The organism is Peptoniphilus rhinitidis 1-13 (assembly GCF_000246925.1).
GTDB lineage: Bacteria > Bacillota > Clostridia > Tissierellales > Peptoniphilaceae > Peptoniphilus_A > Peptoniphilus_A lacydonensis.
On sequence record NZ_BAEW01000002.1, the window covers coordinates 135,147 to 150,793 of the forward strand.

The 15,647-nt window shown below is 31.3% G+C and carries 21 protein-coding genes, 1 tRNA gene and 1 other annotated feature; of the genes, 5 read left to right on the top strand and 17 right to left on the bottom strand.

Annotation, left to right across the window (positions count from 1 at the left end; translation table 11 throughout):
- Positions 1–40 precede the first annotated feature (40 nt).
- The 5 genes from RH95_RS02140 to RH95_RS02160 form a co-directional block, all read right to left on the bottom strand.
- The gene (locus RH95_RS02140; RefSeq protein ID WP_010242762.1) at positions 41–1,336 is read right to left on the bottom strand and encodes a bifunctional folylpolyglutamate synthase/dihydrofolate synthase; all 1,296 of its coding nucleotides are present in this window, start codon (positions 1,334–1,336) and stop codon (positions 41–43) included.
- Positions 1,333–3,984, bottom strand: a complete 2,652-nt coding sequence (locus RH95_RS02145; RefSeq protein ID WP_010242763.1) for a valine--tRNA ligase — start codon at positions 3,982–3,984, stop codon at positions 1,333–1,335. The genes RH95_RS02140 and RH95_RS02145 overlap by 4 nt, the downstream gene beginning before the upstream one ends.
- 74 nt (positions 3,985–4,058) lie before the next feature.
- Positions 4,059–4,260 (bottom strand) — a binding site (T-box leader).
- Entirely contained in the window at positions 4,261–4,473 is a 213-nt protein-coding gene (locus tag RH95_RS09475; protein ID WP_141567118.1) for a sodium ion-translocating decarboxylase subunit beta, read from the bottom strand. It abuts the feature before it with no gap.
- Positions 4,474–4,540: 67 nt separating this feature from the next.
- Positions 4,541–5,533 carry a tryptophan--tRNA ligase gene (gene trpS / locus RH95_RS02155; protein ID WP_010242767.1) on the bottom strand — a complete coding sequence of 331 codons (993 nt, stop codon included), beginning with the start codon at positions 5,531–5,533 and terminating at the stop codon, positions 4,541–4,543.
- Positions 5,534–5,537: 4 nt separating this feature from the next.
- Positions 5,538–6,821 carry an amidohydrolase gene (locus tag RH95_RS02160; RefSeq protein WP_010242768.1) on the bottom strand — a complete coding sequence of 428 codons (1,284 nt, stop codon included), beginning with the start codon at positions 6,819–6,821 and terminating at the stop codon, positions 5,538–5,540.
- 97 nt (positions 6,822–6,918) lie between these two features.
- Here RH95_RS02160 and RH95_RS02165 point away from each other — a divergent pair, with 97 nt between their 5' ends.
- From RH95_RS02165 to RH95_RS02185, 5 genes are all read left to right on the top strand, one after another.
- Complete coding sequence (locus RH95_RS02165) at positions 6,919–7,575, top strand: trimeric intracellular cation channel family protein (RefSeq protein ID WP_010242769.1); 657 nt, start codon at positions 6,919–6,921, stop codon at positions 7,573–7,575.
- 1 nt (position 7,576) lies between these two features.
- Entirely contained in the window at positions 7,577–7,891 is a 315-nt protein-coding gene (locus tag RH95_RS02170; RefSeq protein WP_010242770.1) for an MTH1187 family thiamine-binding protein, read from the top strand.
- A 76-nt stretch (positions 7,892–7,967) separates the two neighbouring features.
- Entirely contained in the window at positions 7,968–8,930 is a 963-nt protein-coding gene (locus RH95_RS02175; RefSeq protein WP_010242771.1) for a P1 family peptidase, read from the top strand.
- A gap of 43 nt (positions 8,931–8,973) precedes the next feature.
- A complete protein-coding gene (locus RH95_RS02180; RefSeq protein WP_010242772.1) occupies positions 8,974–9,729 on the top strand; it encodes an ECF transporter S component in 756 nt (251 codons plus the stop codon).
- 1 nt (position 9,730) lies between these two features.
- Positions 9,731–10,513: a type III pantothenate kinase gene (locus RH95_RS02185; RefSeq protein ID WP_010242773.1), complete on the top strand. Its 783-nt coding sequence runs from the start codon at positions 9,731–9,733 to the stop codon at positions 10,511–10,513.
- Between the two features lie 9 nt (positions 10,514–10,522).
- Here RH95_RS02185 and murI read toward each other — a convergent pair whose 3' ends face one another.
- From murI to RH95_RS02240, 12 genes are all read right to left on the bottom strand, one after another.
- Positions 10,523–11,356, bottom strand: a complete 834-nt coding sequence (gene murI, locus RH95_RS02190; RefSeq protein WP_010242774.1) for a glutamate racemase — start codon at positions 11,354–11,356, stop codon at positions 10,523–10,525.
- A gap of 172 nt (positions 11,357–11,528) precedes the next feature.
- Positions 11,529–11,599 (bottom strand) — tRNA-Lys (locus tag RH95_RS02195).
- Between the two features lie 176 nt (positions 11,600–11,775).
- Complete coding sequence (locus tag RH95_RS02200) at positions 11,776–11,979, bottom strand: hypothetical protein (RefSeq protein WP_010242775.1); 204 nt, start codon at positions 11,977–11,979, stop codon at positions 11,776–11,778.
- 239 nt (positions 11,980–12,218) lie between these two features.
- Positions 12,219–12,497, bottom strand: a complete 279-nt coding sequence (locus RH95_RS02205; RefSeq protein ID WP_010242777.1) for a hypothetical protein — start codon at positions 12,495–12,497, stop codon at positions 12,219–12,221.
- A 6-nt stretch (positions 12,498–12,503) separates the two neighbouring features.
- Positions 12,504–12,812, bottom strand: a complete 309-nt coding sequence (locus RH95_RS02210; RefSeq protein WP_010242778.1) for a phage holin, LLH family — start codon at positions 12,810–12,812, stop codon at positions 12,504–12,506.
- Positions 12,799–13,185, bottom strand: a complete 387-nt coding sequence (locus RH95_RS02215) for a phage holin family protein (protein WP_010242780.1) — start codon at positions 13,183–13,185, stop codon at positions 12,799–12,801. Before RH95_RS02215 ends, RH95_RS02210 begins: the two co-directional genes overlap by 14 nt.
- A gap of 1 nt (position 13,186) precedes the next feature.
- Positions 13,187–13,936 carry an N-acetylmuramoyl-L-alanine amidase gene (locus tag RH95_RS02220; RefSeq protein ID WP_010242783.1) on the bottom strand — a complete coding sequence of 250 codons (750 nt, stop codon included), beginning with the start codon at positions 13,934–13,936 and terminating at the stop codon, positions 13,187–13,189.
- 10 nt (positions 13,937–13,946) lie between these two features.
- On the bottom strand, positions 13,947–14,285 hold the full coding sequence (locus RH95_RS02225) for a hypothetical protein (RefSeq protein WP_010242785.1): 339 nt from the start codon (positions 14,283–14,285) through the stop codon (positions 13,947–13,949).
- 60 nt (positions 14,286–14,345) lie between these two features.
- Positions 14,346–14,981 (bottom strand): hypothetical protein, encoded by a 636-nt coding sequence (locus RH95_RS02230; RefSeq protein ID WP_010242789.1) that lies wholly within the window; start codon positions 14,979–14,981, stop codon positions 14,346–14,348.
- A 52-nt stretch (positions 14,982–15,033) separates the two neighbouring features.
- Positions 15,034–15,201 (bottom strand): CD1375 family protein, encoded by a 168-nt coding sequence (locus tag RH95_RS02235; protein ID WP_235777705.1) that lies wholly within the window; start codon positions 15,199–15,201, stop codon positions 15,034–15,036.
- A gap of 70 nt (positions 15,202–15,271) precedes the next feature.
- A complete protein-coding gene (locus tag RH95_RS09555; protein ID WP_158309959.1) occupies positions 15,272–15,427 on the bottom strand; it encodes a CD1375 family protein in 156 nt (51 codons plus the stop codon).
- Positions 15,424–15,642 carry a hypothetical protein gene (locus RH95_RS02240; RefSeq protein ID WP_010242793.1) on the bottom strand — a complete coding sequence of 73 codons (219 nt, stop codon included), beginning with the start codon at positions 15,640–15,642 and terminating at the stop codon, positions 15,424–15,426. The genes RH95_RS09555 and RH95_RS02240 overlap by 4 nt, the downstream gene beginning before the upstream one ends.
- Positions 15,643–15,647: the final 5 nt, after the last annotated feature.

The following is a 15,647-nucleotide window of genomic DNA, read 5'->3' on the forward strand; positions in this document are numbered from 1 at the left end:
ATCATTTTTAAAACTTTATTCCGAATTTCTTACAAATTTTCTAAATACTGTATTTATAATTTAAAATAACTGATCTTGCTTCACTTACAAAATAAAGTGAGCCCGTCACTAAAATTAAATCACCATCTTGGTATTTTTCTTTGTAATAATTTATTGCATCTTCCACATTCATAACCTCTGCATGAAGCCCATAATCTGCAGCCTCTCTTTTTAACTCTTCAGGATTTGTTCCTCTTTTATAGTCTAAATTCACAAAGACAACTTCATCTGTATAATTTGAAATTTCTTCAAGCATCTTCTTGTGCTCTTTGTCCGACAAAATCGACATAATAAGATGCAATTTTTTAAATTTAAAATTGTCAATTGATTCGACTAATTTTTTAATGCCGTCAAAATTGTGTGCCCCATCTAAAATCATTAATGGATCTCTTGATACAATTTCCATTCTGCCAGCCCAAGTTGATTTTTCTATTCTAGATTTTATTTTTTCCAAAGAAATTTTTAAAATTTTCTTTTTATTTAAAAGATAAAGTGCATAAATTGCTCCAATTGCATTTTCCACTTGATAGTCGCCAATTTGAGTTAAAATAAAACTTTCCCAATCATCTAATTTTAATTTAAAGTCTATCCCAAACAAACTTGACTTTATTATCTCACTTTCAAGATTCTTTGTATAAAAAATTTCTGCATTTTTTTCTTCTACTTCTTTATTTATAATCCTAAGAATCTTCCTATCTTTATTTGTAGTTACAACAAGTCCACCTTCTGTTACTATACCAGCTTTTGCACTTGCAATTTCTTCAATAGTACTTCCCAGGTATTCCATGTGATCCATAGAAATTGATGTGATTATTGAAATTAATTTCTCACGACTTGTAAAAATATTTGTTGAGTCGGCACGACCTCCCATTCCAACTTCCAGAATTGCTAAATCAACTTTTTCTCTTTCAAAATAAACTATTGCCATTATTGTCAAGAACTCAAATAAATTTAGTGCTCCATATTCTTCTATTATTTCAGACTCTCTATTTATTATAAACTCTCCAATGTCTGCAAAGTCATCCCTAGAAATTTCAGCATCTCCGATTTTTATTCTGTCACAATAAGTTATTAGATGCGGTGATACAAAAGACCCAACTTTGTAATCTTCTTTTAAAATGTCTTTTATAAAATTAACTGTTGAACCCTTGCCATTTGTGCCTGCAACGTGAATTACCTTTAAATTTTTGTGAGGAGAGCCATTTTTTTCTAAAAATTTTCTTATCCTAACATTACCTTTAGATTTAAATTTGCCAATTCTTCCTTCAATATCTTTTACAACTTCTTGATATGTCATAGATTTTTTTCTACCTTTTCAATTTGTGCTTTTACTGTTTTTAAAATTTCTTCATATTTTGTTACTTTCTCTTTTTCTTCTTCAATTAATTTTGCTGGAGCTTTTGATACAAAACCTTCATTTGAAAGTTTTCCCTTCGCCCTTTTTAGTTCAGCTTCAGCCTCTTTTTTATCTTTTTGTAGTCTTTTAAGTTCTTTCTCAAAGTCAACAAGTTCTTTTAATGGTAATTGAATTTCTGCCTTATCAAGTACAATTGCAATATTTTCTGAATTTTTTCTACTTTCATCGTCTGTTATTTCAACTGAATTTGAATATCCAAGGTTTAAAAGTAAACTTTTCATTTCTTCAAAAATTCCCCTAACTTCAGCATCCTTCGTGTAGACAATTGTATTCGATTTCTTTGAATTTTCAATATTCATTTCACTTCTTGCATTTCTAATTTCACGAATTGCATTTTCAATATATTCTGTGGCACGCTCTTCCTTTTCAAATACAAATTCTTCTCTGTATTCTGGCCAATTTGAAACAATTAGTGCTTCACTTCTATTAGGAAGTGCTTGCCAAATTTCTTCTGTGATATAAGGCATAAATGGATGAAGAAGTTTTAAAATATTTTCTAAAACATATAGAAGAACTTTTACAGTATTATTTTTTTCTTCTACTTCATCAGAATATAAAACTGGTTTAACAATTTCAATATACCAGTCGCAAAAATCAGACCATACAAAATCGTAAATATCATCTGCTGCAAGTCCAATTTCATATTTTTCAATTTTTTCTGTAATTGACTTTATAGTTTTTTGTAATTTTGAAATAATCCACTTATCTTCGTAATGAAGTTTTTCTAAATCAAACTTTGAATCTTTAATATCACAAGACATATTCATCATGAGAAATCTCGTTGCATTCCAAAGTTTATTGGCAAAGTTTCTATTTGCTTCAACTCTTTTTGTATAAAACCTCATGTCATTGCCTGGTGTGTTTCCAGTTACAAGAGTAAATCTAAGAGCATCTGCACCATATTCGTCAATAATATCAAGTGGATCAATTCCATTCCCAAGGGACTTAGACATCTTTCTACCTTGATCATCTCTAACAAGTCCATTTAAAAGTACATCCTTAAAGGGAAGCTCACCAGTTTGTTCAAGTGCAGAAAATACCATTCTAATTACCCAAAAGAAGATAATATCGTATCCCGTTACAAGTACATTTGTTGGATAAAAATATTCATATTCAGGAGTTTTTTCTGGCCAACCCATTGTTGAAAAAGGCCAAAGCGCAGATGAAAACCAAGTGTCTAGAGTGTCTTCATCTTGAGTATAAGTTTTTTCTTCGTGTCCCTTTGTATTTGATGGATCAACTCTAGAAATTACAATTTCATCATCAGAGTCTGAGTACCAAACTGGAAGTCTGTGTCCCCACCAAAGTTGCCTTGAAATATTCCAATCACGAATATTTTCTAGCCAATTTTCATAAATTTTTCCAAATCTTTCAGGAACAATATTTAAATTTCCCTTCCTGTATTCTTCAAGAGCCGGCTTCGCAAGTGGTTCCATTTTTACAAACCATTGTTTTGATATAAGTGGTTCAATTACAGTCTTACATCTTTCACAGTGACCAACAGCATTGTGATGATGCTTTTTGCCAATGTAGTAACCTAACTTCTCAAAATCTTCTATAATTTTATTTCTAGCCTCATATCTTTCAAGACCTGCATAAACACCTGCATTTTCATTCAAATATCCTTTGCCGTCCATAATAATATTTTGACCAAGGTCATGGCGAGCACCAACTTCAAAGTCATTAGGATCGTGTGACGGAGTAATTTTTACTGCTCCAGAACCAAAATCCATTTCGACATATTCATCTGCAATAATTGGAATTTTTTTATTGTCCATTACAGGAATCATTACATATTCACCAATTAAATCAGTGTATCTTTCGTCATTAGGATTTACTGCAATAGCAAGATCTCCTGGGATTGTTTCAGGTCTTGTAGTTGCAATTTCAATTCCACCTTCTCTATCTGCAAAAGGATATTTAAAATACCAAATATTTGAATCTGTTTCCACGTGCTCAACTTCTGCATCAGAAATAGACGTTTCGCAAGATGGACACCAGTTTATAATTCTATTGCCACGATAAATAAGTCCCTTTTCATAAAGTTCTATAAATACTTCTTCTACTGCATTGGACAAATTATCGTCAAGGGTAAAACTTTGTCTAGACCAGTCGCAAGAAATTCCAAGTTTTTTAAGTTGATTTACAATATTTCCACCGTATTCGTGAGTCCAAGCCCATGCACGATTTAAAAATTCTTCTCTTCCAATATCTTCCTTAGCAATTCCTTCATTTCTAAGTTTCTCTACGACTTTTGCTTCAGTTGATATAGATGCGTGGTCAGTTCCTGGAATCCAAAGAGCAGAGTAACCTTGCATTCTCTTTGTTCTTATTAGCACATCTTGAATTGTGTTGTTCAAAGCATGACCCATGTGTAAGTTTCCTGTAACATTTGGAGGTGGCATTACAATTGAGTAAGGCTTTTTATTTTCATCAACCTCTGCTCTAAAATAATTATTTTCCATCCAATAATCATAGATTTTTTCTTCAAAATCCTTTGGATCATAAGTTTTGTTTAATTCCTTCATTTTTCCTCCTACTATTTATCTTTTTTTGCATTTTTACAATTTTATAAAATTAAAAATAAAAAACGTCCTCCATCCCTAAGGACGAAAGACGCGGTACCACCTTAATTTTTATTTTTCAATAAACACTTTAGAATCTTTAACGAGATAAGTCGTCTAAGGCTACTATTTTCACCAAAGAAGCAAAAAAGCTACAATTATAAAATTTATAAAAACTTTTCACCAAGCAGTTTTTCTCTAAATATAAATTTTTACAATCCTCTTTTTTATTGCTTATTTTTATTCTTTATCAGTATAAATCTCAGTTGAGCCGTCTGTTCCACTGGTTATTTCTATACCTTCATTTTTGTCATTGTCTTCTTTCTTTTCGGTGTAAATCTCAGTTGAGCCGTCTGTTCCTCCAATTATTCCAATAGATGCAGCTCCATCTGAATTATATAAATTTCCCACACCTAACAAGCTAATCGTTGTTATAATTATTAATTTATTCACAATTAACCCCACTTTCTTATAAGAAAGATACCACAAAAATCTTTTAAAATCAATAATCTTATAAATTTTATCTAGGGATAAATCCAACTTTTTTATAAACTTTTCTAAGAGTTTTCCTTGCAAGATAAGATGCCTTTTCTGACCCCTCTTTGTAAACAGATTCAAGATAAGCTTTGTCATCTCTTATTTCCTTAAATCTTTCACGAAGTGGTCTTAGACCCTCAACTACAACTTCTCCAAGATCTTCTTTAAATTCTCCGTAGCCAAGATTTTCATATTTCTTTACAATTTCCTCTGTACTCATGCCAGAAAAGGATGCATGGATATTTATTAAATTTTTCAGACCAGGTTGTTCATCTGAATATCTAAATTCACCAGATGAATCCGTAACTGCCCTTTTTATTTTCTTTCTTGTGTCATCTTCTGAATCTAAAATTAAAATAAAAGAATCTTTATTTGAATCAGACTTAGACATTTTAGAGCTTGGATCTTTAAGTGACATTATTCTCGCCCCAACTTTTGGCGTCAAAATCTCTGGAACTACAAAAGTTTCAGAATATCTCGAGTTAAATCTTTGTGCCAAATCTCTTGTAAGTTCAAGATGTTGTTTTTGATCTTCACCTACGGGCACATAAGAAGTCCCATAAAGCAAAATATCAGCTGCCATTAGCACAGGATAATTTAATATCCCCGCTTGAACGTCAGAATATTTTTTAGACTTATCCTTAAATTGAGTCATCCTTTGAAGTTGACCAAGACCTGTCATCGTATTTAAAACCCAACCAAGTTCTGCGTGCTCAGGCACGTGAGATTGAATATATATAATACTCTTTTTTGGATCAAGACCTGCCGCAAGGTAAAGTGCAAGGACATCTAAAGTATTCTTTCGAAGGTCTTTTGGCTCTTGTGGTGCTGTTATTGCGTGCATATCTACAATACAATAAAGACAATTGTATTCATCTTGAAGCCCGATAAAATTTTTAAGTGCTCCAATATAATTTCCAATAGTGAGTGAACCAGAAGGCTGAATTCCACTATAAACTATCTTTTTATCATTCATTTTATTACCTCTTCTTTATATCTTCCCATCTTTCATTTACAATTTCCCTAATTTCTTCTTCATCGACTTTTACAATTTCTCTGTCCTTCATAATAAATTTCCCATCGCAAATAACACTTTCTATATCAGATGAATTTGCAGAATAAACAAGTGCAGAAATTAAATTATTCTTTGGCGTAAAGGAATTTGAATTTAAATTAAAAATTGTAAGGTCTGCAATATAATTTTCCTTTACAAGTCCAAGGTTTTCAAATCCTAAAGCTTTTGCCCCGTTTACAGTTGCCATTTTTAAAATTTCTATTGCAGGCACAGCCTTTTCATTCATAGTGACAGCCTTATTTACAATTCCACCAATGTGCATTTCTTCCACAAAGTCTTGATTATTATTTGATGAGTCACCATCAGTTCCAAGTGCCACTATAATTTTATTCTTTAACATTTTATCCACTGGTGTAAAACCACTTGCAAGTTTTAAATTTGAACTTGGATTATAAACTGGGTAGAACTTTTTATCTTTTACAATCTCAATTTCCTCATCAGTTATGTGAACGCAGTGTGCAGCTATTATTTGATTTTCCAAAAGTCCAATAGAATTTACATATTCAATTGGAGTCATTCCATATTCTTTTTTAGAATTTTCAACTTCTGTCAATGTTTCTGAAAGGTGAATATGAATTAGACCGTCATAATTTTCTTTTGCTCTTTTTGCAATTTCTTTTAAAAATTCTGTGCTACAAGTGTAAATTGCGTGAGGTGCAGGCACGACTTTTATTCTTCCATCACTCTTATTGTGATAATTTTTGTAAAGTTCATCAAACTCTTCTAGCTTTTCTTCTCCCTTTTTATCCACATCTGTCATGCCACGAGTAAGAACTCCACGAATCCCTGACTCTATTGCGGCATCCCCAACTCTATTCATTTCATAATACATATCGCAAAAAGTTGTAACACCAGATTTTATATTTTCAATAATAGATAACATTGAAGAATAATAAATATCTTCTGCGTTTAGTTTCTCTTCAAGTGGCCATATTTCGTTTACTAACCAATCCATCAAATTTAAATCATCTGCATAATTTCTAAAATAGCTCATGCCAAGATGAGTATGTGCATTTACAAATCCTGGTGTTAAAAGTTTATTTTTTCCATCAATTACTTCATCTGCATCTAAATCTAAATTTTCTCCAATTTTTTTTATTTTATTTTTTTTAATAAAAATATCTACATCATCAACAATTTTTTCATTTTCTATATCTAAATAAGAAATATTTTTTATAAGTAAGCTCATAATTCCTCCAATAGTATTATTATAGCAAAGTTTAAAAAATTTTTTCAAATTATTCAAATAAGTTACTAGAAAAATTAAACTTTGATATAATAAATTTATGAAGGGAAATTATTTAGACTTTAACATTTTTTTCGATTTAATCGGAACAATTGCCTTTGCAATTTCTGGTGCAATTCTAGGCTGTAAAAAGAATATGGATATATTAGGTGTAATTGTACTTGGACTTGTAACAGCTCTAGGAGGTGGATTTGTAAGAGATCTTGTACTTGGAATAACTCCACCTAAAATGTTTCAAGACTCAAAAAGTGCAATTATATCTACAATTTTTTCTATAATTGTCTTTATTTTCTTTTACATTCAATTTAAATTTAAAAATCCAAAATGGCTAAAGATAACGAATAAATTTATGATTATATTTGATACAATAGGACTTGCATCTTTTACAATCACAGGAATGGCAACAGTGATCTCTCTTGGTTATTATAAAAAATTTTTGCTTATGTTTGTAGGAACAATAACAGGTGTAGGTGGAGGAATGATTCGCGATGTATTGGCAGGTACTATTCCTTTTATCTTTCGTGAACAAATTTATGCGGGCGCATGTATATTGGGTGCAACAACTTTTATAATTACAAGACACTTCTTTTCTTACGAGATTTCTATGATAATTTGTTTTCTAACAGTTTTAATTATAAGACTGTTAGCCGTAAAAAAAGATTGGAACTTGCCAAGAATTTCAAAAGAGGAGGAATAAAATGGCAGTAGCAGAATTAACACTAATACCAATAGGAACAAAGACGACATCTGTAAGTAAATACATAGCAGGTGCACTTGATTCTATTGAAAAAATCGAAGGACTAACTTATGAACTTAATCCAATGGGCACAACTTTAGCTCATGACGATCTAAAAATTTTATATGAAGTCATAAGAAGAATGCAAGAATCTGTATTTGAAAATGGAGCAGATAGAGTTTACTCTGTTGTTAAAATTGACGACAGGCGTGACAAAGATTATACTTTTAAGGACAAGGTAACTTCTGTAAATGAAAAGAGAAAAATAAATAATTGATAATGAAGATTAAGCCTCATCTTTTGATGGGGCTTTTGATAAAATTTTTAATAAAATAATTCTATAAGGAGAAAATATGTACGAAGGTTTTTTGACAGATGTTAATGGAATAAAGCTTGGCCACGCAGAAGATAATGTTGCACTAACTGGGACAAGTGTGATCTTGTGTGAAGACGGTTTTACTTGTGGTGTCGATGTTCGAGGTGCTGGGCCTGGAACTCGCGAAACTGATCTTCTAAGGGCAGAAAATTTGGTTCAGAAGGTTCACGCTGTTTTTTTAACTGGTGGCTCTGCCTATGGCCTTGATGTTGGCGGCGGTATTATGAAATTTTTGGAAGAAAATAATCATGGATTTGATGTTGGTGTCGGTGTTGTGCCAATAGTTCCTGGTGCAGTTTTATTTGATCTTGCTGTTGGAGATTCTAAAGTTCGTCCTGATTTTAATATGGGTTATGTTGCAGCAAAAAATGCAAAGAAAAAAGATGAAACTATGGGAAACTTTGGCGCAGGTTGTGGTGCAAGCGTTGGGAAAATTCTAGGTAATGATTTTGCAATGAAGTCAGGCATTGGTCAGTCTTCTGTAAAAGTTGGTGACTTAGTTGTATCTTCTATTGTCGCTCTAAATGCTTTGGGCGATATTTTTGATTGTGAAACTGGAAAAAGAATTGCTGGAGTTTATGACAGAAAAAATAAAAAGTTTTTAGATACTAATACTCTTTACGAAAACAAGTTTAAAGACTATAATCTATTTAGTCCTGCCAACACGACTATATCTGTAATTTCTACAAATGCAAAACTCACAAAGGCAAATTGTAATAAGATCTCACAAATGGCTCATGATGGTTATGCTAGGAGTATTAATCCTGTGCATACTATGAACGATGGAGATACTATTTTTACTCTTGCAAGTGGTGAAGTAAATACAGATTTAAATTTAGTTGGAATTCTTGCTGCAAAATCTATTTCTAGATCTATTGCAAATGCAATTTATTCTGCAAAAGATTCTGGCGGACTGGTAAGCTATAACGGTATTAAATAATTTATCGAAGGGTATCTACATAGAACCCTATCAGGAGGAAAAAATGAATAAAATTACTGCTCGAAACAAAAACAGAAAGCTAGTGATAGCTTCAATGCTTGGTGCGATTACAATTGTGCTTGGGATGACTCCACTTGGTCTTATTCCCCTTGGCTTTATTAATGCCACAACTATGCACATTCCTGTAATAATTGCAGCCATTGCTGAAGGACCTATTGTTGGTGCACTTGTTGGACTTATTTTTGGTATTTCTTCTCTTTTAAATGCCATTTTAAAAAATGCAAGCCCCGTTGCTTTTGTATTTTATAATCCGCTTATTTCAATTGTGCCAAGAGTTTTAATTGGAATAACATCTTATTACAGTTATGTTGCTATGAAAAAAGTGAAGGACAAAAACCTAAAAGTTTTGACAAAAATTCTTTGGGGAATTGTAACTCTTCTCTTAATTCTACTGCTTGTTAAAGATATTAAGACGGGAGCATCAACTATTAATATAACCTTTGTTGTAATTTTACTTGCTTTATGTATTGGACTTTTTATCTATTCTCTTAAATCTAATGAAATAGATTTTCCAATTGCAATAGGTGCCTTTATCGGTTCAATGACTAACACAATTTTAGTCCTTGGTGGCATTTATTTAATTTATGCAAAGAGATATGTGGAAGCACTAAACATTCCCATGGAAAGTGCAAAATCTGCGATATTGGGTGTTTCTGTTACATCAGGCATCCCTGAAGCTATAATATCTGTTATTGTAACAACAGCGGTTATAAAAGCTTTAAAATCAAAAAGGAGCTAATATGTTACTTGCAATTGATATAAATAATAAAAATACTAATTTTGGCGTATTTGATGAAGATAAAATTATTACAAAATTTTCTATTATGACTGATAGAAATAGATCCACAGAAGAAGTTAAACTCATTTTAAAATTAATCTTAAAGGACAGAAATATAATGCTAGAAGATATTGACGACATAATACTTTCAACAGTAGTGCCAGAACTCTACCAAAATTACGAAATCATTTCCATAAATTTAATTGGAAAAAAACCTAAAATTATTTCTGCTGGAGTAAAAACAGGTCTTAATATAAAATGTGAAAGCCCCCGAGATGTTGGTAGTGACAGGATAATAAGAGCTGTTGCTGCAACAAACAAATATAAAGATAACTTAATAATAATTTCTGCATCATCTATTACAACTATCGACTATATCAATGCAAAAAAGGAATTTTTAGGTGGCTTAATATTTCCTGGAGTAAACTTACTTCAAAAATCTCTTGTTCGAGAAAGCTCAAAACTTCCACAAGTTGAAATAAAATCATGTAAAGATATTTTGGGAAACAACACAGAAAAAGCAATCCAAAGTGGAATATACTTTGGATATAAAAATGCAGTTTCAGGTGTTATAAATGAAATATTTAAAAAGTATTCACTTAATAAAAAAAACACACAAATCTTAACCACAGGGATTTATGCAAATCTTCTTGATAACAATGAATTTGAATTTGTTGAAGAAGAGATGCTCGGTCTAGAGGGTTTAAAAATAATTTATGACTTAAACAAAAATAAGGCTTCATAATTCGAAGTCTTATTTTTTATACTTTTCTAAATCTTTTATTTTAACATTGTGAAAATTTACCTCAAAACTACTTAAATCAACAATTTTTTCCATAGTATACTTAAACTTTTTTATGTCACCTGTAATGTAAAAATCAATTTTACGATTTTTATACTCAACTTCATTTTCATTTATATCCAAAATATCCATGGCATCTAAAACAGTTTGATATGCAGGATCTACCATCAAAACTTTCTTCCCTTCTCTTTTTAAAATCCTCTTAAAAGAATTTTCAACAATTGGATAGTGAGTGCATCCTAAAATCATAGTATCAAAATCATAATCACCAAATTCATCTATGTATTTTTTTACAATTCCATCAACATATTCCTCTTCAAAATCTCCGCTTTCCACAGCAAGAGTGAGCGCAGGACAGTATACACTTCTAAGCTCAACAGTAGGATCAATTTCTCTTAAAGCTTTTTCATAAACTCCACTTTCAACGCAGGATTTTGTAGCTACCAAGGCTACTTTTTTATTTTTCGTCCTCTCTACTGCATTTTCACTTCCAGGTTTGACAACACCAATAATAGGATAATCGTAGGTTCCATTTGACTTTTTGAGCCCATAACTTGTTGCAGTATTGCACGCAATAATGGAAAGATCAACACCTAGATCATTAAAAAACCCCATGGCTTCTATGGTATAATCTCTTATTTCTTCTGCACTTCTTGCACCATATGGCATCCTCAAAGTATCTCCAAAAAAAACAAAATTTTTATTCTTGATTTTATTTAAAGCAACTTTTAAAACAGAAAGGCCACCAACTCCACTGTCATAAAATCCAATCAAATTTTTGCCCATTAAATCACCCGCTCTTTTATTATAATAACACAAAAAAATAATAAATTATAAACTAAAAAATATTTTAACTTAAATTTATAAATTAATCAAAATAATATTTTTTATCAGAAAATATATAACTGTTTATCGCAAAGAAAAAAGCCCGTAACCATTGAAATTACAAGCTTCCAGATGGTGCACCTTTACGGACTCGAACCGTAGGCCCACTGATTAAGAGTCAGTTTTAAAGACCCTTAAACCTGCTATTTCAACGCATTATGCGTAGTTTGTGCGTTAAGTTTATTTATGTTTTAGGCTATGTGATTAATTATAAATAACATAAGATTTAATAACAAGTTAATTGTAGAAAATAGCAATTAAAAATCTAAAATTTATAGTGCTAACTAAATATCTTTGTTAGCACTATTTTTTTATAATCATTAATTTACTTTATCCTCCAATATTATATAAAGTATGTCTTCTATAAATAAGTTTTCCTCCATAAAATTTGGGAAATACTTTTCAATTACTTTTTTCATATTCCACCAGTTTTTTACATTGTGATCCTCTCTATCAATTTTTATAGCCATAAGTATTTCTTTTATTTCGTCATCATTTAATCTCTTTTTAAAATTATTGTTCATTTTTTTACCTCCTAAATACCTCTACTATATATATAGAAAAATTCTTCAAAAGTTACTATGGCTCTTCTTAATTTTATGTAATTATTTTAACCAAATAAAAAAAGCCTAGAGATCTAATCCCTAGGCTCAATATCTTAACAAATATTCAAAATTATCAGAAAAAAATTTTAGTTTTAAAATATACATACAATACTCGTACTAAAATCCTTGTAACCCTGTAAACATCATGCCTACAAAGGTCAAGGCTCTACAAGGCTCATATAAGCCTTTTTATTTTCTTTTAATGCCTTTGAATTGCTGTTTTCAAGCTTTTTATACTCTTTTTCACTAAGTAATCTTCTTGCAGCGATTTTAAATTCTTCGCTATAAGGCATAAGGTTTTTATCTAACAAATTTCTAAGTTTTACGGCATCTTTTTTTCTCCGCATGTGTGCGTGCTGTCCGTATTTTCCGTTAACTCTTTTTATAAGCCAGGGCCTATCAAAGCACCTCGGCTTATATCTTATAGAAAGTTTCATTTCATACTATTTACTAATTTCTTTTTTCCAACGGTTTAACTCAAGGACACTCGCCCTTCTCATATCATCTAGATCCTTTTCTGTTACTTTAAATCCCTGTTCATTAAGTCTCATAAGTACATATTGCTTTTTAAGATCGCCTTGACCAGTCTCCTTGTAGATTTGTTCAGCTGCCTTTACCGCTATGTCAACTGCTTCCATTACATTAACAATTTTTTCTTTGCCGTATTTTTGTTTTAGTAGAGGCACCAAGACACCTGTGATTAGCACAGATACAATCGATAAAACTACATAAAAAATATTACTTGCATTCATTTCTATCCTCCATAGATTCTTTAAATTCCTTAATTAAGTCCTCTTTCAGTTCCCAGTTCTTAAGATTCTTAAATTCAGTATGTTGCTTAAAAAATTGATGGACTCCTACTGCAGTTGCACCAAGAAAAACTCCTTGGCCAATACTCATGAGGATCCAAACAACAATTTGAATGCTATTCATGGGATCCATTCGATTAGCAAGACTTGTCACCAAGGCAATAGGAATACCTACAATGGATAAAATTGTAGGTATTAGACTATCACTTATTCTATTGGACTTCTTTAAAGCTTTCCCTATCACAACAAGCACAGGAATCATAAAGACCAGTTCAGGACTTAAATATTCCTTTAAACTAAAGACTAAGTCTTGCATCCTATCCCCTCAATTCAACAGTTTGTTTTTCTTGATTCCAACCAACTTGTAAATTAAGAGCTTCTGCAAGGTCTCTTATAGATACATAATTAGTACCTTGAATATTTTTACCTCGCAAGTTAATTTCCTTGCCGTTGTAATTAATCTTAACCTTGTCGGATTTTAATATTTGATCCATAACTTTATCAGTCCTTTCCTTAAGTGCCTTTTCTTGTATAGGTACACCAACACTGGACTTTGACAAATCCAATTTTATCCTTATAGGCTCTTGAACATCCTTTAAAAACTTTTCCCAAAGATTTTTTGTAAAAAAAGTTCCAGGGCATCTTTTCCTGGAAACATCATAGTGCCTACAAACATTTTTTATAGGAATATTAAATTTAACCCTGAGATTTTTAACCAACTCTACTAAATTGTCATAAGCCTTTTGATAATCTCCATCTGAATTTATACAAAGTTCAATCCCAATTGAAGTGCAATTCCTAACACCATTTAAAGCCCTTCCATGACCTTGATTATCTCCACAATGCCAAGAAGAAAAGCTATCTCCAATAATTTGCACTATCTCATGGTCATCTACAAAATAATGGGCACTTGCATTCCTATTTCCACCACCAAAAAACTTAAAGTGATTAAAAGCATTGGCTCCTCTTCCAGAATTACCAGTGTCGTGGATAACTAGAAATTGGACTTTCTTGCCTTTTCTACTGGAATAGTTATATTTAATCGGCATAAATTTAAACGCTAACATCTTCCACCTCCTATTTAAGCATAGGGAAGAGATATACGACAAAACCGCTAACCAGAATTCCTATTACTACACCAAAAATTTGATTTCGCAGCTTTTCTGATTTCTCTATAGGTCTAACGAAGTGGTCTTCTTCCCTATTCTTTTTAATTTCTTTTATGTCACCTTTTATTTCTTTGGTGTCATTAAGAATCAAGTTCATAGTTGTTTGAATTATTTTTATATTTGTTTCTGAATCATAGAGTCTAGCTTCCACCTTATTAATTCTCTCATTGGTCTTATCTGTTTTTGAATCAACACTGTCCACCTTTTTCTCTAGTTCAGTAAATTTATCTCTTATATCTTGATCCATATGTCACCCTCTTTTTTGTTGTAATAAAAAAAGACCTTTATTAGACCTTTGATTGTTTTTTTATCCAGTCTCTTTCATGAATTCTTCTATCTTCTTGGTATTCTCTTTTGATTGATAACTATAGTAACAATATTCATTAAAATTTATTCCAGTTAGAAATGTTTTGTTAGTAAGAATTATTGAATCAATAGATCTTTTAAATAATCGTAGATTATTATCAAAAATATCTAGAACATCATAAAACTCATCTCTTTTATGTTTACGATAATATTTTAAATTGTTACTTATCATAAATCCAAAATAAAATTGCATAAGAACTTCATTAGTTTTTATGAAGAGATTCCTTTTAAAAAATACTTTTTCAAATTTTGTTATCCTTTTATGCTCAGGATAAAACATTAAAAGTTTCTCTAATTCTTCTATTCGTCCATCTATATCGGTTATTTCTCCGATAAAGGCTGGTTGATGTTCTTGCCCCTTTAAGTGTCTCATCTTATTTATGGAAGTCTTGATATTCTCGGTAATTTCTAATACTTGCTGAAGAATATTTATTTGACTTTTCATTAGTTGTTCTTTCTTATCCCTCACATAACTATATTTGGATAACAAAATCGCTCCAATAACACCTATAAAAGATCCAATGAAACCTCCCCAGTCAAAATTTCCTTTGAAAATTCTGTTCACAAAATCAATCAAATTTAATCACTCTCCTCAATACTATTATATCAAGGAGAGCAACTTATAATACTTATTCTTCTTCCATTTTTACAGGCATACCATCTGCATCAAGTCCTAAAGCCTTTAAGTCTTCTAAGACTGCATCTCTCCAAATCTTTGGCACTTGTCTTACCTTTTTGTTCTCAGGATTACAAGTCCTTCTTTGACGAGAAACTAAACCTACATAAAGATCTAACATACTTACACCTCCCTTCCTGACAAAAAATTTGTATAAAAAAAGACTTGCCACAGCAAATCCAATTACTACACTATTTGATTTTCTTTCCATTCTCATCATATCCTTGATTTTTAAGTTCTTCTATGACTGCTTCCCTTAAATTTGCAGGAACTAACTTAACTTCCTTGTTCTTAACATCACAAGTTCTCTTACCCCTAATAACTAATCCAACATATAAATCAATCATTTTTCTTGACCTCCTAAAATAGTTTCATAAATTGTCGCCAACACTTCATCAGTTTTTTCTGCCCTTTCCAAATTAGTCTCATAATTTGTGGCTACAGCCTCTGCTAAAGCAAGATTTGCATCATTAATATTTTCAATTCCCTTTAAAATTTCCTTAGGCACATCTTCAGCTTCTCTCAATTCTTTTAAAGGCTTCTCGTTTATAAACTCAAACATATTTC